Origin of the sequence: Aequorivita sinensis, from assembly GCF_006346335.1 — a bacterium.
Taxonomy (GTDB): Bacteria; Bacteroidota; Bacteroidia; order Flavobacteriales; family Flavobacteriaceae; genus Aequorivita; species Aequorivita sinensis.
The window spans coordinates 395,482-414,274 of record NZ_VDMC01000002.1; the positions used below are offsets into that span (position 1 = coordinate 395,482).

Here is an 18,793-nt window from a genome sequence, read left to right on the forward strand (position 1 = left end):
ATTTTAAAAAAAGATCATGTCAGGAATTTTAGATTTATTGAATAGTGACCTCGGAAAACAAATTGTAGGAGGCATTAGTAAAGAAACACACCAACCAGAAGATAAAACAGCATCGGTAGTTGCAATGGCAATGCCAATACTAATGGGTGCTATGAAACGCAATGCAAATACCGAAGGCGGTGCAGCAAGTTTAATGAATGCTTTAAACAACAAGCACGACGGAAGTATTCTAGATAATTTAGGAAGTCTATTTAGCGGTGGTGTAAATGAAGAAGTAAAAAAAGATGGCGACGGAATTTTAGGCCATGTATTAGGAGGGTCTAAAGACACTGCCGTACACGCTTTATCACAAAAATCAGGTTTAGATTCCAGTTCTGTGATGCAAATTTTACAGGTTGCAGCACCTATTTTATTAGGTTATTTAGGAAAGCAAAAGCAGCAACAAAATGTAAATTCAAATTCTGGAATTGGAGACTTACTAGGTGGCCTAATGGGCGGCGGAAGTGGACAATCTCAACAACAATCTATGATAGAATCGTTACTCGATGGAAATAACGACGGAAGTGTTATTGATGATATTGCAGGAATGGTTCTTGGTGGTGGAAGTCAGAAAAAAGGGGGCTTAGGCAATATTTTAGGTGGTTTCTTCGGAAAATAAATTAGATTTTATAACTATTAAAAATACCGTGCTTTCTAATAAGTTACGGTATTTTTTTTAAATCATAGTTAAATCCCTTTAGCTTTGTTTTACAATGATTAACTTTGCAAAAATCATAATTCTATGAAAAACCTATTACTCATATTTGCTTTTTCGCTCGCAATTTTAAGTTGTGGAACTGGAAACAAAGCAATTGACAACTCTTCTACGGATACTACTGAGAGTGATACAATACGTATTGCTAACGATAGTTTGGAATACGAAATAATGATTATTGAGCCTGGTTTCGACTCTTGGCTTATTTCACAACCAAAACCAGGGCATTACGGACAATCTTTTTTAGAATCAAAAAACAGACTTTTTGTTTCAGAATATAACAGTCGCGTTTTACAACCTCAAAATTATTCTAGAAATCTATACACTGAACAAATAAATTACGATACAGCAGTAGATTATGGGTATGAAGTAAACTATTTACTGTATAACTACTTCGTTTATTTTCAGCAGAAATACAATCAGAAATTTATAGGAGGAAGAAATTGAAAAAGCTTAAAGTACGTTGGAATGTTGAATCCAACACCCAACTATATATAATTTTTTTAGTTTTTGCCATTACCGGAAGTTCTGCCGCAAAACTAGCTGCACCTGTCACTGAGTTTTTTGGAATTTCAAAGGAAATGGGTTGGTATGTATATTGGCCGTTTAGAATATTAATTATATTCCCTATCTACCAAGTGCTTTTAGTGTTCTTTGGTTGGATTTTTGGTCAGTTTAATTTCTTTTGGACATTTGAAAAGAAAATGCTTCGCAACTTAGGTCTCGGATTTTTAATTAAGGAATGAGTTTTTTTAAGAATCAAATAACGCAATTTCTTACAGCAACAATCTTCTCGATTGCTTTGATGCTTCCTGCTGCAATTCAATTTGCGCACAGTTTCGAAGGTCATAAGCACGAAGTATGTACAGATGTATCGTCACATATTCACGAAAAGCAACTAGACTGTTCGATATTTGATTTTCACTTTTCAATCTTTAATTTTAATCCTCAAGAATTACCTGAGGTTGTAACTATTCACAGTTTCCAAAACACGGAAACTTTATATATTCTTCCTAAAATTGAAGGCGAGTACGCTGCGTACTACCTAAGAGGTCCTCCTCTACACTCTTAATTACCTAGTTACACACTTTTATTAAATCAATTTTAAATTCAAGGAAGGCTATTATCTGCTCTTGACAAATATTTATGCTTTTTAGAGTATAGATAGTTGGAGCAGTTAATAAACCTTATCCCCAACTATTTTTAAGAAATGAAAAATATTTTATTTTTTGTTGCTGCTCTTATGCTATACACAGCAGCAAACTCACAAAACTCCTTAACTGGAACAATTATATCAAAAAACTCAAACGAACCTTTATTAGCCACTGTGTATATCCCACAACTCGAAAAAGGGACTACCTCGGATTTTGATGGCAATTATATCGTAAATAATATACCTGAAGGAAACTATAACGTAGTTTATTCGGCATTGGGGTATGCTACTGTCTCGAAGAAAATACTATTTACAAAAGGTAAAACCATTACGAAAGCTATTCAGCTAGAAGAAAGTGCTGTTGAAATGGAAGAGGTAATCATCTCTACACCTTTCCACAAATTACAAAGTGAAAATGTGATGAAAGTAGAACGTGTATCTACCGAATCATTAAATGCTTCAGGGGCTGTAACTCTTGCAGAAGGCATAAAAAACATAGCGGGAGTTGATGTAATTTCTACTGGTGTAGGAATTGGAAAACCCGTTATTCGCGGTTTGAGCTCCAATCGAGTTCTTACTTATACACAAGGCGTTCGCTTAGAAAACCAACAATTCGGGGATGAGCACGGACTCGGAATTAATGAAGCAGGAATTGAGAGTGTTGAAGTAATTAAAGGCCCTGCCTCACTTTTATACGGAAGCGATGCCTTAGGGGGTGTTCTATACCTAAATCCTGAAAGATTTGCACGATCTGGAGAAACTCACGGAGATTTAAACAGTACTTATTTCTCAAATACCTTAGGAACTTCTACAAACTTAGGAGTAAAAACTTCTGGTGAAAAACTAAGCTTTTTAGCTCGTGGCTCGTACTCTTCATTTAGCGATTATAAAACAGGGGCAGATTATCGCGTTACAAACTCTCGTTTTAACGAAAAGGATTTCAAAACTGGATTACAGTATTTAGGGAGTAAATTTAAATCTACTGTTAGATATAACTACAACCGTTCCAACATCGGAATCCCTGAAGAAATCGGAGAGCAAACACAATCAAAAGATTTAGAATTGCCTTTTCAAGAAGTAGATAACCATATTGTAAGTTTAGACAATACTATTTTCTTCAACAACTCTAGTTTAGATGTAAAAGCAGGATACTTGTTTAACGACCGTAGAGAGTTTGAAGATGATCAATCGACTGCGGCATTAAGATTAAAGTTAAGTACATTTAATTACGATGTAAAATACCACCTTCCAGAATTAGGCAACTTTGAAACTATTGTTGGTTTACAAGGGATGTTTCAAAACAACAAAAATGAGGGTGAAGAAATTTTAATTCCAGATGCAAAAACTACTGATATCGGTGTTTTCGCTACAACTCACTTTCACTTAGACCAAATTGACATACAAGCTGGAATTCGATTTGATTCAAGAAAAATTGACAGTGAAGCTGCGCGAAATCCTTTAGAAGAAGATTTCATTCCTGCTTTAGATAAAAATTTCAATAGTTTCGCTGCGGCACTTGGGGCGAAGATAAATTTATTCGAAAAAATTTCAGCTCGGTTAAACCTTGCTAGTGGATTCCGCGCGCCAAACTTAGCCGAATTAACGTCAAACGGTGTACATGAAGGGACAAATAGATTTGAAAGAGGAAATCACAATTTAAACAGTGAACAAAACTTTCAAACAGACCTTGCCATAGAATATAGAAATGAGCACATCGAAATTTTTGCAAATGGATTCTACAATGCTGTAAACGATTATATCTTTATTTCTCCTACAGATGAAGTTATTGATGACACTCCTGTTTACGACTACTTACAAGATAACGCCTCGTTATATGGTGGAGAATTCGGATTTCACTTGCACCCACATCCATTAGATTGGCTTCACTTTGAGAGCAGCTTTGAGACCGTAACAGGGAAATTAAAGAATGATAATTACCTACCACTCATTCCGGCAAATTCACTTCGAAATACCTTTAGAGTAGAATTTCAAGATGGAAAATCTAGAAAATCAAGTTCGGTGTTTATAACGCTAAAAAATACTTTAGACCAGAAAAACACAGGAGATTTTGAAACAAGAACTGGTGGATATTCACTATTAAGTGCTGGTATTGAGAGTAGTTTTAAACTCAATAATGTCATGCTAAAATTGGCTGTAAACGGTACAAATTTAACCGACAAAGAGTACGTTTCGCACCTATCTAGATTTAAGCCAGACGGAATTTTAGATATAGGAAGAAGTGTGAATATAAAACTGAAAGTAGAAATATAGAATTTAAAAAGATGTAGTTAGAGCGCAATAGCTATGAAATGTATAATTTCAACTGCGCTCTAACTACATTAATTATTCATCAACTCTAATTTCGATAGTTTGTGGTGCTGGTTGCTTTTTCCATACAAAAGTATACAACCACATAAGTGTAAATGTTGGAACTATATCGGTAAATGGTAGAATTTCTTCCAAGAACACAACAACAGAAGCTAATTTACCTTCATTACCTTTATACATTTTAGACATTTGCTTGGCAGCCAACGGTGCCCAGATCATATCCAAAAATGGACCTACCACAGGAATAGCCATGGTTGACATCCCTATTAAATCATAAAGTATTCCTTGGCGGAGAAGTTTATATTTTTCGTCTTTCATTATAAGTAATTTTTGTTTCTATATCTAAAACAAAAAACATTCCAAAATATTACTCAAACGCCAAAATACTTCTTTATAAGCTAGTTAACCTTTTAATTACTTTATGAAAGATCGTGACTTATCAGTTTAAGGAATTCGTTTCGAGTTTCAATAGCTTCAAATTGGCCTCTAAAACCAGAAGTAGTAGTTACACTATTCTGCTTTTGTACTCCTCTCATCATCATACACATGTGTGAGGCTTCAATAACCACAGCAACTCCTTTAGGTTTTAAGGTGTTGTTGATACATTCTAAGATATCATGAGTTAACCTCTCCTGAACTTGAAGTCTTCGTGCAAAAACATCTACCACTCTTGGAATTTTACTCAAGCCGACAATATGTCCATCAGGAATGTAAGCTATATGTGCTTTCCCGAAAAAAGGCAGAATATGATGTTCACATAAAGAATAAAGTTCAATATCCTTTATTATTACCATATCGTGATATGATTCTGCAAACATTGCACTTTTTAAAATTTCAGCAGGATCTTGATGGTTACCCGACGTTAAAAACTGAATTGCTTTTGCAGCGCGTTCAGGGGTTTTTACAATTCCTTCACGGTTAACATCTTCTCCTATTGAAGTTAAAATTTTACTGTAATCCTCAATCAAATCTTCGGTTACAGGTTGATCATATTCTTCAAAATATCTATAGGTGGCCATTTATTATATGTTTAATTATTGAAAATCAAAAATAAACACATATGTCCGAATAAAAACAATATTCCCAATGAGATTGTATTATAGCGTCATAAATAGTACTTTCACATTTTAAAATTTTGCGATGATTAAAGCTCAAAACATTCATAAATACTACGACAATTTACACGTTTTAAAAGGAGTTAATCTTCATATTAAAAAAAGTGAAATTGTATCAATTGTAGGTGCTTCAGGTGCAGGTAAAACTACATTATTACAGATTTTAGGTACTTTAGATGCTTTTGATAAATCACAAAGTAAATTAGATATAAACGGTGTGGATATAGGTTCACTTTCTGGGAAAAAATTAGCTAAGTTTCGCAATGAAAATTTAGGGTTTATCTTTCAATTTCATCAGTTACTTCCTGAGTTTACCGCTATAGAAAATGTATGTATTCCTGCCTTTATAAAAAACACACCTAAAGCTGAGGCAATAAAAAGAGCTAAAGAATTACTTTCATTCTTAGGGCTTTCGCACCGTGAAGATCACAAGCCGAATGAACTTTCTGGTGGAGAACAACAACGTGTAGCGGTAGCAAGAGCTTTAATAAATAATCCTGCTATAATTTTAGCAGATGAACCTAGTGGAAATTTAGATACCGAAAGCGCAGAAAACCTTCACAACTTATTCTTTAAATTAAGAGATGAATTTGGACAGACATTTGTAATTGTTACTCATAACGAAGAGCTTGCTAATATGGCCGATAGAAAATTGGTAATGCAAGACGGAGTAATACTTACTTAAAATTATACGCAATAAAGTATATCAATGAATAAGGCGCAGCTTAAAGAATTTCTCGACGAAAAAGTTATTCTCTACAATAACCCAGATTTTATTGAAAGTGACCCCATACAAATTCCGCATTTATTTACGTTAAAAGAAGATATTGAAATTGCAGGGTTTTTAGTTGCTACTATAGCTTGGGGAAACAGAAAGAGCATCATTAATAACGGGCATCGTTTAATGGATATAATGGGCAATTCGCCTTACGACTTCATAATGAATCTAAATGAAGACGATTCAGAAAAGCTTGATGGATTTGTACATCGCACTTTTAATAGCGACGATTTGTTCTACTTTTTAAAATCACTTCAAAACATTTATAACAACCACGGCGGATTGGAGCGTGTTTTTGCAAAATATTCCGAAGAAGATTCTGTACAAACTGCTATACATCAGTTCAAGAAAGTATTTTTCGAACTTCCACATCTTCCTCGTACGCAAAAGCACGTTAGCGACCCTTTAAAAAATTCTGCCGCCAAACGAATAAATATGTTCTTACGTTGGATGGTAAGAAATGACCATGCTGGTGTAGATTTTGGAATTTGGAATAGCATCTCCCCTTCCCAACTTTCTTGTCCGCTAGATGTGCACAGTGGCAATGTAGCAAGGAAATTAAAGCTTTTAAAACGAAAACAAAACGACGGTAAAGCATTGGCCGAACTTGATGCTTCCCTTAGAAAGTTAGACCCAAAAGATCCCGTTAAATACGATTTCGCGTTATTTGGACTTGGAGTTTTTGAACAATTTTGACAAGCAATTTACCCCTTTGCTAAGCCTTGTTTTTTCTTGATTTTTTAATGTGAAAAATTGTATATTTACGTTTAATTAAAAAATGTCATTTATTTGATGTTTTTAACAAAGTACACAAAGTCTTGATAGAACCTCGAATTCCTATTGATGAAGAACAACGTCTTGAAGCAGTGCGGTCTTATGACTTATTAGACACCTTACCTGAAAGAGACTTTGACAACCTTACATTAGTTACTGCTACTGTTTGTGATGTGCCTATTTCCTTGGTTACTTTAGTAGAATCCGACAGAAATTTTTTGAAATCGCATTACGGGATTCCCTTTAATGAGAGCCCAAGAAGCACCTCTTTTTGTGGCCACGCCATATTAGATGAGTCTAGTATTTTTATAGTTGAAGACGCTAGAAAAGACCCTCGATTTGTAGATAATCCGCTTGTTACCGAAATGAATGCTATTTTTTATGCTGGCGTTCGGCTAATAAACTCCGATGGGTATCCTTTAGGTACTTTGTGCGTTTTCGACACTAAACCTCGTAAACTTACTTCCAAACAGAAAAAGGCGCTAATCGCTTTAGCGTTTCAGGTGGTTAATCTCTTTGAAGCCAAAAAGCGAAATAGAGAATTGATGGTTATTCAAAATGAATTGAAGGAGAAAAACGAAGAACTTAAAAACTTCGCAGGAATGGTTTCTCACGACATGAAAATGCCACTCGCCAATATGATAATCACTTCGGATATGCTTCGCAGTAAATACGGTCAATACCTCGACGACCAAGGCAAGCAATATTTGGAATATATAAAGCAATCTTCTTTTACTTTAAGTGAATACATCACAGGAATGCTTGAACATTACGAGAGTGACAAAACAGCTTCCCTAATTGAAGAAGTTTTTGACAGTCACGATCTTTTAGAAGATATTATCGAACTTCTTAATATTAATTATGACTGTGAAATAAATCTTCCTGAAGAAAATATCGAGATGAAGGCCAATAGAGCTGCCTTAGAACAGATTACATTAAATTTAATCACCAATAGTCTAAAATATAACGATAAAGAAACAATAGTAATAGATATCAATTGTTGGAAAGAAAGAGGCTATTACTATTTTACAATCACCGATAATGGTGTAGGGATTGAAAAAGAAAAGCTCAAAAGCATTTTCAACCTTTTTGAAACTGTGGGCGAATTAGACCGTTATGGAAAAAAAGGGAACGGGATTGGCCTTTCTACGGTTAAAAAGTTAGTGAATAAATTAGGGGGTGATATCGAGGTTACCTCAGAAAAAGGAAAAGGAACAACTTTTAAATTTTACATTAAAAAAACGAAAAAGAAGACCCCTAAACAACTAAAGGAAAAATAAATGGTTTTAAGCTAGTAATCTAGTTGTTATTAAGTTCCGTTTTTTATCTTTGAATTTATAATTTTAGGAATGCAGTTTAAACACCCAGAAATTCTTTACGCTCTTTTCCTGCTGCTGATACCGATATTTATTCATCTTTTTCAACTTCGGCGATTTCAAAAAGTAGCGTTTACCAATGTTGCTTTTCTAAAAAAAATAAACATACAAACCCGTAAAAGTTCGCAGCTAAAAAAATGGCTGACACTTTTAATGCGTCTATTGGCAATGGCTGCACTTATTTTTGCCTTCGCACAACCTTTTACAGCTTCAAAAACTACTTTAAAAAACGAAAAAGAAACGGTAATCTATATAGACAATTCGTTTAGTATGCAAGCAAAAGGAAATCAAGGCCCACTGCTTGAACGCGCTTTACAAGATTTGTTTGAGAATTCTGCATCTACTGAAAAACTAAGCTGGTTTACCAATAATACTCAACGAAAAAACACTTCGGCTCAAGACTTTAAAAACGAAATTCTCTCTGTAACATACTCGCAAAATCAACTCACTCCCTCTCAAGTATTACTGAAGGCAAATCAGCTCTTTTCTAATGAAAAAGATGTAATTAAAAGATTGATCTATATTTCAGACTTTCAACAAAAAGAAGCTTTTCCTACTATTTCAGACGACATAATTGTAGATGCGGTACAGTTAAAACCTGTGAAACACTCAAATATCGCTATCGACAGCGTTTATATCACTTCAAAAAATGCTTCTGCTATTCAGTTACAGGTAAAAGTTTCAAAATCTGGGGATGATTTTTCAGAGGCTCCAATTTCACTGTATGACAATAACAAATTGGTTGCAAAAACTGCAGTTGACTTCTCAACTAGCAAAAATGGTACGGTTACTTTCGACATAGATAATTCAGAAGAATTTACTGGAAAGCTTCAGGTTGCCGACCCTAATTTAACTTTTGACAACACACTATTCTTCAATATCAACAAACCAGAAAAGATTAAAGTTTTAGCCATTAATGAAGCGAACGGCAATTTTTTAAAACGCTTGTTAGAAAAAGAAGAATTCCAATTTACCCAACAAACGTTTAAAACCCTTAATTACAACGAAATTCCTAGTCAAAATTTTATAATTTTAAACGAGTTAGAAGAGATTCCAGCTTCATTGAGTACTGCTTTAAAATCGTTTAGCGATAACGGCGGGAGTATTCTTATAATTCCTAATCCGGAAGTCGATGTAAACAGTTATAACAATCATCTATTAACCCTTGGGTTTGGAAGTATCTCCACAGTAAATTCACAAGAGAAAAAGATTTCAAACATAGTTTTTTCACACCCCTTATTTAAAGATGTTTTTGAAAAAGAAGTAACAAATTTTCAATATCCTAAGGTTGGTTCATTTTATACTATTTCAACCAATGCTACCCCTGCGATAAGGTTTGAGGACAACCAACCATTTTTACTTCAAAAAAACAAAACGTATTTATTTACTTCAGCAATAAACAAGGAGAATTCAAATTTTCAAAACTCGCCATTAATCGTTCCAACGATCTACAATATGGCCTTACAAAGTTTACCCCTTCCACACCTCTATTATACTATTGGTGAACAGAATTCAGTTGCAGTACCTGTAAAACTAGGACAAAACGAAATTTTAAAAATAAAAGATAGTATAAGTCAGTTTATTCCATTGCAGCAAACAAAAGCTAATTATGTTTTAATCACTACTACTGAAGAGCCTACAAATGCTGGAAACTATCAAATTGTAAAGGAAAACGAATCTTTAAAAAATATAAGTTATAATTATAGCCGAAGCGAAAGTGATCTACTCTATTTAAATCCAGACGAATGGAATGCTGTAAATGTGTACAGCTCTATAGACAATCTCTTCGAATCGATAACAGAAGCAAATTCAATCAACAGTTTTTGGAAATGGTTTGCTATTTTTGCACTGCTCTTTTTGCTTTTTGAAATGCTAATCTTAAAGTTTATCAAATAGAGAGAAAAAAGAAATTAATCTTAATATATGAAGATACTACTTAAATCCGCAACTATTATTGATGAAGCTAGTAAGCATCACTTAAAGAAACGCGATGTATTAATAGAGAATGGTACAATTTCTAAAATTGCCGCTAAAATTCCTTCTTCGGAAAAGGTTAAGGAAGTTTCATTGAAAAATCTTCATATCTCACAAGGATGGTTTGATAGCAGTGTTTCTTTTGGAGAGCCAGGCTTTGAAGAGCGCGAAAACGTTGAAAACGGATTAAAAACAGCAGCATATAGCGGGTTTACAAGTGTAGCTGTTAACGCCAACTCATTTCCTGTAACCGATAGTAAAGGGCATATAAAATTCCTAAAAAGTAAAGGCGAAGGAAATGCCGTTAGCCTCTACCCTATTGGTGCACTTACAACCGGCAGTAAAGGAGTGGATTTGGCCGAACTATACGATATGCAAAATGAAGGTGCAGTAGCTTTCTACGATTATAAGAATCCAATTTCTAATGCCAATTTGCTTAAAATCGCGTTGCAGTACACACAAAACTTTGACGGACTAGTACAATCATTTCCATTTGATAAATCGGTGGCTAAAAACGGGGTGGTTAACGAAGAAGAAAATAGCACTAAACTTGGCTTAAAAGGTCTTCCTGCTCTTTCTGAAGAACTTCAGGTTATTCGTGACTTGTATCTTTTAGAATACACAGGTGGAAAACTTCACATCCCGACAATTTCTACAAAGAAATCGGTAGAACTAATTAGAGCAGCCAAGAAAAAAGGACTAAATGTAAGCTGTAGCGTAAGTATTTTCAATATAACATTAACCGATGATGTTTTGGAAGAGTTTGACACAAACTTTAAACTACTCCCTCCTCTTCGAACAAATGAAGACACTAAAGCATTAATTAAAGGTTTAAAAGACGGAACTATTGACGCTATTACAAGTGACCATAATCCAATAGACATAGAGCACAAAAAAGTAGAATTCGACCACGCTTACTTTGGAAGTATAGGCCTAGAATCTTGTTTTGGCGCAATTAATTCAGTTTTAGGAGTAGAAGATTCTGTTAAGAAACTTACAGGCCTAAAAGATGAATTTAAAATAACATCAGAAGCTATAGAGGAAAGTAATACCGCTTCAATTACATTGTTTAATCCAGATGATAATTGGGTGTTTTCTGAAGAAAATATACTTTCTACTTCCAAAAACGCAGCACTTTTAGGACAAAAACTCAAAGGAAAACCTTACGGAATTTATTCAAATAACCAGTTGATTTTAAATAAATAATGAAGACTTCTCCTCCAGGCAAATCAACTGCTATGATTGCCTATGCTCCCTTTGTAGGATTTATAATTGCTTATTTTATAAATCGCGATGAAAATCACAAATTTCCTACTTGGCATATAAAAAACATGTTCGGCTTGGTTTTGCTATTTATATCATCCCTGGTTATACAATCGCAAATTGACACAAAAACTGGCGATATTATATGGTTTGTGACCTTTGTACTTTGGATTTACAGTTGGATTATGGCTTATAAAAACCAAAAAAAAGGAATCCCTTTTTTAAGTGAGAAATTTCAACAATGGTTTACGTTCTTAAATTGAAACTATTGGTTATCTTTAGCTTATCATAAATTTATAATTAAATTTTTATATTATGGAAAAAGCTTCAGATGATGGTAAAACAGTTGCAATTATCTCATATATCACTCTAATAGGCTGGATTATTGCACTTATAATGAACAACGGTAATAAAACTCCGTTAGGAACTTTTCACGTTCGCCAATCGTTAGGAATTATGTGTGTGGGTGTGGTGTTTGCAATAATTTCTGGTTTTTTAGACTTATGGATTCTTTCATCCATAGTGAATATTGGAGTTTTAGTACTGTGGATTCTTGGATTAGTTAGTGCTGTACAAGGTGAAATGAAACCCGTGCCGCTATTAGGTGAACAATTTCAAGAATGGTTTAAAGGAATCTAAATTATTTAAAACAATATTTAAACAGACCTTTTCTTCTGAAGTACTTTCAGATTGAAAGGTCTTGCTTATTTTTGCAACTTATGGAAAAACAAACTTTACTTTTAGAACACAACTATAGACCCGCTAAAAACACTTCGGGAAAGGCACCAGTAATTATAATGCTACACGGATTTGGAAGTGATGAAAACGACTTATTCTCCTTCGCTTCTGAACTTCCAGAAAAATATGCAATCATCTCTCTAAAAGCACCTATAAAACTTGAGCCATATGGAAATGCTTGGTACAATATCTATTTTGATAACGACCAAGGAAAATTTAGTGATGACGTACAAGCCATTAGCTCGAGAGAATTGGTTGCAAAATGTATCGATAGTGTAGTTGAAAAATACAATGTAGATGAAAAGAATGTAACCCTACTTGGTTTTAGTCAGGGAACAATTTTGAGTTTTGCGGTAGCTTTAAGCTATCCAGAAAAAGTGAAAAATGTTATCGGATTAAGCGGTTATATCAACGAAGAAATATTAAAAGAAGGCTATAAAAGCAACGATTTTAGTCATCTAAACGTCTATACTTCTCACGGAAGCGTAGACCAAGTTATTCCCGTTCAATGGGCGAGAAAAACAGAGCCGTTTCTAAAAAATTTAAATATAAACTGTGCTTATTCAGAATATCCTGTTGGCCACGGCGTAGCCCCACAAAATTTCCACGACTTCAAAACTTGGCTAGAAAAGGTTAGTTGAGAAGTTGGAAGATGGAGGTTGGAAGTTAGAAGTTGGAGGTTGGAGGCTAGACGTTAAGTCTCGGCTCTTGGTTCTGGTGGTGAGAGATGAGAGATTAGTTGGTAGTTGATAATTTTTAGGTTGTAGTGAAAGGATAAATTTCAAATGCCAAATCCCAAAATCGTAAATCATCTTTCATAATTCTGCATTCTGAATTAACAATTAATAAGAGATGGGAGATTTGAGATGCTAGAGGTTAGACACTGATTCTAGTCTTTAGCCTCAAGTTTCTTTCTCTTGTGAAAAGTACAAAGTGAAGAATAAATTCTAAACAACAAATTCCAAAATCATAAATCTTCATTCATAATTAATAAGAGACGGGAGATTCGAGATTCGAGATTTGAGACTTGAGACGCTAGATGCTAGAGGCTAGATTCTAGACGTTAAGTCTTGGCTCTTGATTCTAGTGGTGAGAGACGAGAGATTAGTTGGTAGTTGGTAGTTTTTAGATTGTAGTGAAGGGATAAATTTCAAGTGCCAAATCCCAAAATCGTAAATCATCTTTCATAATTCTGTATTCTGAATTCATAATTAATAAGAGACGGGAGATTTGAGATGCTAGATGCTAAATGCTAGACGTTAAGTCTTGGCTCTTGGTTCTAGTGGTGAGAGATGAGAGATTAGTTGGTAGTTAGTAGTTTTTAGATTGTAGTGAAGGGATAAATTTCAAGTGCCAAATCCCAAAATCATAAATCTTCATTCATAATTCGGCAATCTGAATTCATAATTAATAAGAGACGGGAGATTTGAGATGCTAGAGGTTAGACACTGATTCTAGTCTTTAGCCTCAAGTTTCTTTCTCTTGTTAAAAGTACAAAGTGAAGAATAAATTCTAAACAACAAATTCAAAATTCCAAATTACAAAATCATAATTCATAATTCTAAATTCCTAATTCCTAATTCCTAATTCTGATATAGAAAAGATGCTATTGGAGTAAGGTCTAGATCGCCGTTTTCTTTGAAGTAATATTCTAAAATCATCTCACCCCAGAATTTACCATCCGTAAAGTCGGCTTGAATCCATTTGTGGTTTAGGAATTTTACTTTATTTATCTTCATATCCCCATTCATACCTTCAAAAGGCACCAATGGGTTATTCCCTTTCTGTAGATTGAAATCGTAGATTTTCTCAGAAATCATAGTCTCCACATCAGCAGCTTCATACCCTAACCTTTCTAAATAGGTCATTGCATTCTCATTTCCTTGCAAGGTGAAGTAATTAAGATTGTGGTTTTCAAGACTAAGTACTTCTAAAGAATCTTCAGCTTTGTTTGCTCTTTCTCTAAGTTCTTCGATTTTGTTTTCTTGTCTTTCAAAAATTTTCTTCTGATTCATATACTGAAAAAGAATCAACAGTAGAACAAATAGAAACAGGTACAAATAAATATTCTTTCTCATGTAATTATATATTAATCTTTAGTGTATCGTAAGCCAAATGAACGTTTTTAGGAAGTTTCTTTTCTACTTCTTCATGAAAACCCATTATATGACTGATATGTGTAAAATACGTTTTTTCTGGTTTTATTTTTTCAACAAACTCTAGTGCTTCCGTTACATTAAAATGCGAATAGTGAGGTTCTTCGCGTAGCGCGTTTACTACCAAAACCTTAGTTCCCTTCACTTTTTCAATTTCTTCGTCGGATATCGTTTTTACATCGGTTAAATATGTAAAATCTTCAACGCGAAATCCTAATACTGGAAGCTTATCGTGCATCGCTTCAATAGGAACAACTTTTTTCCCTCCAATGGTAAAAGGTGTATTCTTATCTATTTCAATTGCTTCAATACTTGGAGCACCTGGATATTTATTTTCTGTGGCAAAAATATATGCGAATCGTTCGCGAAGGGATTTAAAAACACGCTTATCCGCGTAAAAAGGCATAGTGCCATGTCTAAAATTAAAGGGGCGAATATCGTCTAAGCCTGCAGTATGGTCACTGTGTTCGTGAGTGATAAGAATACCATCTACTTTGGAAACATTTTCTCGAAGCATTTGATATCTGAAATCGGGCCCACAATCAATTACAAAATTATAATCATCCCAAGACATTAACGCAGAAACTCTTAAGCGTTTATCCTTGGGATCTTTACTTAAACAAACCTCGTGTTTACTCCCAATTACAGGGATTCCCTGAGATGTTCCAGTTCCTAAAAATGTAACCGTGATTTTAGATTTCATTCCCGCAAAAATAATAGTATTTTTTTTGTTTACCTATTGTATTTACTACCTTTGTTAATAAGAATTAATAGAACATACTATGCCGGAATCCATACTAGGAGATAAGGAGTTTGAGAACATACCATCCATTAGAAGCAAAGCTTTAAGAATAAACCTTAATGAAAATATTTACGGCACTTTCGCTGAAATTGGTGCTGGACAAGAAACTGTTCGAAACTTTTTTAGAGCTGGAGGTGCATCGGGAACTGTAGCTAAAACAATGTCGGCATACGACAAAGATTTTAGCGACGCTATTTATGGTGTTGAGGAAGACGGTAGGTACGTTACAGAGTCTAGACTACAAAAAATGCTTACACACGAATTCGATCTTATTGAAGAACGAATCGATCGTGTAAAACATCCCAATAGACTTTTCTTTGCTTTTGCAAACACTGTGGCAACAATAGATTTTGCTAAAAAATATAAAGGCCACGGTTGGGTAGGTCTTCGATTTCAAATAGACCCTACCGAACCTTATAATGAAATCACACTTCATATTCGCTTTCACGAAAATGATGCACAATTGCAACAAGTAACCTTGGGAAAACTTGGAGTAAACCTTATTTACGGCGCATATTACAAATACGATGAGCCTAATAAACTTTTACGATATTTATACGACCACATCGATCAAGATAAAATTGAAATAGATACGATAAACTTTTACGGTCCACGTTTTGAAAGTGTAGATAATAGGTTGATGAGTTTGCAGCTTATTAAAAATGGAATGACCGACGCTGTTATGTTTGATGCTAGTGGATATAACGTGTTACCCGCTAAAATTCTTTATAAGAAAAACATTCTAGCCCTACGTGGAAGTTTTAGACCTGTAACCAAGGTAAACATCGATATGTTTAAGCATTCTTATGAAATGTTTTTAAATGAAAACAGAGTTGATAAGAATAAGACGGAGGTGATTTTTGAAATTACACTTTCTAATTTACGTGCCGATGGAGAGATTGATGAAGAAGACTTTATGGATAGAGCAAAACTACTTTGTTCGTTAGGCCATACAGTTATGATTTCAAACTTTCAGGAATACTACAAGCTGGTTGAATATTTCGCGCGTTACACCAAATTGCGAATGGGTCTAGCGATGGGCGTAAGTAATTTGATTGATATTTTTGATGAAAAATACTATCGTCACTTAAGCGGGGGAATTCTTGAAGCTTTTGGAAAATTATTCTTTAAAGACCTTAAGGTTTATTTATACCCAATGAAAGATTCTGAAACCGGGGAGTATATAAATAGTGAAAACCTAAAAGTTCATCCACGAATGAAGGAGTTGTACAAATTCTTTAAATACAACGGAAAAGTTGTAGATATTAAAGATTACAATCCAGAACACATGGATATTTTTTCAAGAGAAGTCTTACAGATGATTGAAGAAAACAAAGACGGCTGGGAAGAAATGTTACCAGCCGGTGTCTCTGAAACTATTAAGAAAAAGAGATTATTTAACTATAATCCCCATTCCGAAGAAATAAAAGATTAATCTTCCAGGATTTGAGCTGCGTGATCTTTAGTTTTTACTTTATCAATTACGCGCTCTATTATACCTTCTTCATTAATTATGAAAGTTTTGCGGTGAATACCATCGTATTCTCTCCCCATAAACTTTTTTGGACCCCAAACTCCAAATCCATTAAGCACCTCTTTATTTTCATCGGCTAATAGAGGAAATGGCAATTTGTACTTTTCTTTAAAATTTGTTTGACGCTTTTCACTATCGGCGCTTACTCCTAAAAGCTCGTAACCTTGATCTTGTAGCGCTTGATAATTATCTCTCAAATTGCAAACCTCTGCCGTACAACCAGGTGTACTAGCTTTTGGATAGAAAAAAACCACCCATTTTTTACCTTTATAATCCTCAGACGATATAGGATTTCCACTTTGATCGTTAACTTTAAAATTTGGCGCCTTATCGCCGGCTTGTAATGTTTTCATTATCCTTATTTTTGTATAAAAGTACTTAAAATGACAAAGAAAGAAAAGGTTGAATTCGTTATAGATACGTTAAACAACCTTTACCCACAAATACCTGTACCGCTAGATCACAAGGATCCGTACACATTATTAATCGCGGTATTGCTATCGGCGCAAAGCACAGATGTACGAGTTAATCAAATCACACCCTTGCTGTTTGAAGTTGCCGATAATCCGTACGATATGGTTAAACTCTCTGTTGAAGAAATAAGAGAAATAATTAAACCCGTAGGGCTATCTCCTATGAAATCAAAAGGAATACACGGTCTTTCTCAGATATTGATTGAAAAATACAACGGTGTAGTTCCGGCAGATATAGAATTATTAAAAACTTTCCCAGCCGTAGGACATAAAACTGCTAGCGTTGTTGTAAGCCAAGCGTTTAATATTCCAGCGTTTCCTGTAGATACACATATACACAGACTAATGTATCGCTGGGGCTTTTCTAACGGGAAAAATGTAGTGCAGACTGAAAAAGATGCGAAGCGGTTATTTCCTAAAGATTTATGGAATAAACTTCACCTTCAAATGATCTGGTATGGAAGGCAATACTCCCCTGCTCGCGGATGGAACTTAGACAAAGATATCATCACAAAAACAATTGGCAGGAAATCGGTAATTAACGAGTATTGGAATAAGAAAAAGAAGTAAATATTATACTGTTTTTCAGATTCAACTTCAGCGTAAATTTTGAGAAGATTGAAATTCTAAGACATAAAAAAACCCTGAAATTTTTGTTTCAGGGCTTTTCCAAAGTTTAGTTAAGAAGTGCTTCAAACTTCTTGTTTTGGTAATCTATAACACTTAAAGCCATCGAATAATCCAGAAGAAATTTTATGGTTTCTTCTTTTGGAACGAGATTTTTATTCACGTCGTCCACACGTGATATTTTAGAGTAAAATTTTTGCATAGATTCTTGTTGTTTAATGGTTTATTCCCAAATAACGCAACAAAAATCATATTATTGTATCAATTGGTTAATATAATATTATGTTTATCAATTACTTTCCTCAAATTTATCAGGGCATATCGCATTCTACCCAAGGCAGTATTAATGCTAACACCCGTTTGCTCGCTAATTTCCTTAAAGCTCATGTCTTTATACATACGCATAATTAAAACTTCTTTTTGATCTTCAGGAAGTTCTTCAATCAATCTTCGGACATCATCTTCTACCTGTCCTTTAATAATTTGTTTTTCAACATTTAAAGAACTGTCACTTAAAACAGAAAAAATATTGAAATCATTATTATTCTCGAATTTAGGCATGCGATTGCTTTTTCTGAAATGGTCTATTACCAAGTTATGTGCTATTCGCATAACCCAGGGAAGAAATTTTCCTTCCTCATTATAACCACCTTTTTTAAGTGTTTTAATAACCTTAATAAAAGTGTCCTGAAATATATCTTCAGATATATCTCTGTCGTAGACCTTTGAATAAATAAAGCTGTAAATTCTTTGTTTGTGACGTGTTATTAACTCGCCAAGTGCAGATTCATTACCCTTAATATAAGCGCTTACCAAAAACGCGTCAGTGTTCGTTTGTTGCTTCATACCAATACTTACTAAATAAATAAACAACAATGATTTGGTTGTTTAATAAAATGTTTATTTGTTAAAAGTAAAGGTCAGCTATAGGCAATAATTTATAATTAA

22 protein-coding genes are annotated in these 18,793 nt (G+C 34.2%); 15 read left to right on the plus strand and 7 right to left on the minus strand.

The annotated features are described in order from the left end of the window. Nucleotides 1-16 precede the first annotated feature (16 nt). The 5 genes from FHP04_RS04760 (at nt 17) to FHP04_RS04780 (ending at nt 4,178) form a co-directional block, all read left to right on the plus strand. A complete protein-coding gene (locus FHP04_RS04760; protein ID WP_139854840.1) occupies nt 17-658 on the plus strand; it encodes a DUF937 domain-containing protein in 642 nt (213 codons plus the stop codon). A gap of 123 nt (nt 659-781) precedes the next feature. Further along, a complete protein-coding gene (locus FHP04_RS04765) occupies nt 782-1,201 on the plus strand; it encodes a DUF6146 family protein (RefSeq protein WP_139854841.1) in 420 nt (139 codons plus the stop codon). Next, nucleotides 1,198-1,500, plus strand: a complete 303-nt coding sequence (locus FHP04_RS04770) for a DUF6787 family protein (protein WP_139854842.1) — start codon at nt 1,198-1,200, stop codon at nt 1,498-1,500. The genes FHP04_RS04765 and FHP04_RS04770 overlap by 4 nt, the downstream gene beginning before the upstream one ends. Further along, complete coding sequence (locus FHP04_RS04775) at nt 1,497-1,826, plus strand: hypothetical protein (RefSeq protein ID WP_139854843.1); 330 nt, start codon at nt 1,497-1,499, stop codon at nt 1,824-1,826. Before FHP04_RS04770 ends, FHP04_RS04775 begins: the two co-directional genes overlap by 4 nt. 138 nt (nt 1,827-1,964) lie before the next feature. After that, entirely contained in the window at nt 1,965-4,178 is a 2,214-nt protein-coding gene (locus tag FHP04_RS04780; protein ID WP_139854844.1) for a TonB-dependent receptor, read from the plus strand. Between the two features lie 72 nt (nt 4,179-4,250). Here FHP04_RS04780 and FHP04_RS04785 read toward each other — a convergent pair whose 3' ends face one another. Both FHP04_RS04785 and folE read right to left on the minus strand, forming a co-directional pair. Continuing rightward, complete coding sequence (locus tag FHP04_RS04785) at nt 4,251-4,553, minus strand: hypothetical protein (protein WP_139854845.1); 303 nt, start codon at nt 4,551-4,553, stop codon at nt 4,251-4,253. A gap of 101 nt (nt 4,554-4,654) precedes the next feature. Then, complete coding sequence (gene folE / locus FHP04_RS04790) at nt 4,655-5,254, minus strand: GTP cyclohydrolase I FolE (RefSeq protein ID WP_139854846.1); 600 nt, start codon at nt 5,252-5,254, stop codon at nt 4,655-4,657. Between the two features lie 121 nt (nt 5,255-5,375). Here folE and FHP04_RS04795 point away from each other — a divergent pair, with 121 nt between their 5' ends. The 8 genes from FHP04_RS04795 (at nt 5,376) to FHP04_RS04830 (ending at nt 12,894) form a co-directional block, all read left to right on the plus strand. Continuing rightward, nucleotides 5,376-6,035: an ABC transporter ATP-binding protein gene (locus FHP04_RS04795; protein ID WP_139854847.1), complete on the plus strand. Its 660-nt coding sequence runs from the start codon at nt 5,376-5,378 to the stop codon at nt 6,033-6,035. A gap of 24 nt (nt 6,036-6,059) precedes the next feature. Continuing rightward, nucleotides 6,060-6,824: a TIGR02757 family protein gene (locus tag FHP04_RS04800; protein WP_139854848.1), complete on the plus strand. Its 765-nt coding sequence runs from the start codon at nt 6,060-6,062 to the stop codon at nt 6,822-6,824. Between the two features lie 122 nt (nt 6,825-6,946). Next, complete coding sequence (locus FHP04_RS04805) at nt 6,947-8,182, plus strand: sensor histidine kinase (RefSeq protein WP_139854849.1); 1,236 nt, start codon at nt 6,947-6,949, stop codon at nt 8,180-8,182. A 69-nt stretch (nt 8,183-8,251) separates the two neighbouring features. Further along, on the plus strand, nt 8,252-10,174 hold the full coding sequence (locus FHP04_RS04810) for a BatA domain-containing protein (RefSeq protein ID WP_139854850.1): 1,923 nt from the start codon (nt 8,252-8,254) through the stop codon (nt 10,172-10,174). Between the two features lie 27 nt (nt 10,175-10,201). Next, the gene (locus tag FHP04_RS04815) at nt 10,202-11,458 is read left to right on the plus strand and encodes a dihydroorotase (protein ID WP_139854851.1); all 1,257 of its coding nucleotides are present in this window, start codon (nt 10,202-10,204) and stop codon (nt 11,456-11,458) included. Then, on the plus strand, nt 11,458-11,778 hold the full coding sequence (locus tag FHP04_RS04820) for a hypothetical protein (RefSeq protein ID WP_139854852.1): 321 nt from the start codon (nt 11,458-11,460) through the stop codon (nt 11,776-11,778). Before FHP04_RS04815 ends, FHP04_RS04820 begins: the two co-directional genes overlap by 1 nt. A gap of 52 nt (nt 11,779-11,830) precedes the next feature. Next, nucleotides 11,831-12,154 (plus strand): DUF4870 domain-containing protein, encoded by a 324-nt coding sequence (locus FHP04_RS04825; protein ID WP_139854853.1) that lies wholly within the window; start codon nt 11,831-11,833, stop codon nt 12,152-12,154. 80 nt (nt 12,155-12,234) lie between these two features. Next, nucleotides 12,235-12,894, plus strand: coding sequence for an alpha/beta hydrolase (locus tag FHP04_RS04830; RefSeq protein WP_139854854.1), 660 nt, complete (start codon nt 12,235-12,237; stop codon nt 12,892-12,894). 942 nt (nt 12,895-13,836) lie between these two features. On the opposite strand, the gene FHP04_RS04835 is transcribed toward FHP04_RS04830, so the two are convergent. Then, nucleotides 13,837-14,268: a hypothetical protein gene (locus tag FHP04_RS04835; protein ID WP_246051391.1), complete on the minus strand. Its 432-nt coding sequence runs from the start codon at nt 14,266-14,268 to the stop codon at nt 13,837-13,839. A gap of 67 nt (nt 14,269-14,335) precedes the next feature. Next, nucleotides 14,336-15,112, minus strand: a complete 777-nt coding sequence (locus FHP04_RS04840) for an MBL fold metallo-hydrolase (RefSeq protein WP_139854856.1) — start codon at nt 15,110-15,112, stop codon at nt 14,336-14,338. A 79-nt stretch (nt 15,113-15,191) separates the two neighbouring features. Between FHP04_RS04840 and FHP04_RS04845 the strand changes: the two genes are divergently transcribed. Then, nucleotides 15,192-16,646, plus strand: a complete 1,455-nt coding sequence (locus FHP04_RS04845) for a TonB-dependent receptor (protein ID WP_139854857.1) — start codon at nt 15,192-15,194, stop codon at nt 16,644-16,646. Here the strand turns inward: FHP04_RS04845 and bcp are convergent. Then, nucleotides 16,643-17,098 (minus strand): thioredoxin-dependent thiol peroxidase, encoded by a 456-nt coding sequence (bcp, locus tag FHP04_RS04850; protein ID WP_139854858.1) that lies wholly within the window; start codon nt 17,096-17,098, stop codon nt 16,643-16,645. The genes FHP04_RS04845 and bcp overlap by 4 nt on opposite strands. A gap of 30 nt (nt 17,099-17,128) precedes the next feature. On the opposite strand from bcp, the gene FHP04_RS04855 reads away from it, so the two are divergent. Next, a complete protein-coding gene (locus FHP04_RS04855) occupies nt 17,129-17,788 on the plus strand; it encodes an endonuclease III domain-containing protein (RefSeq protein WP_139854859.1) in 660 nt (219 codons plus the stop codon). A gap of 106 nt (nt 17,789-17,894) precedes the next feature. Here the strand turns inward: FHP04_RS04855 and FHP04_RS14620 are convergent, their stop codons facing one another. Together FHP04_RS14620 and FHP04_RS04860 are read right to left on the minus strand one after the other, a co-directional pair. Next, nucleotides 17,895-18,047: a hypothetical protein gene (locus FHP04_RS14620; RefSeq protein WP_165148262.1), complete on the minus strand. Its 153-nt coding sequence runs from the start codon at nt 18,045-18,047 to the stop codon at nt 17,895-17,897. A gap of 59 nt (nt 18,048-18,106) precedes the next feature. Continuing rightward, nucleotides 18,107-18,691, minus strand: coding sequence for an RNA polymerase sigma factor (locus FHP04_RS04860; protein WP_139854860.1), 585 nt, complete (start codon nt 18,689-18,691; stop codon nt 18,107-18,109). Nucleotides 18,692-18,793 lie beyond the last annotated feature (102 nt).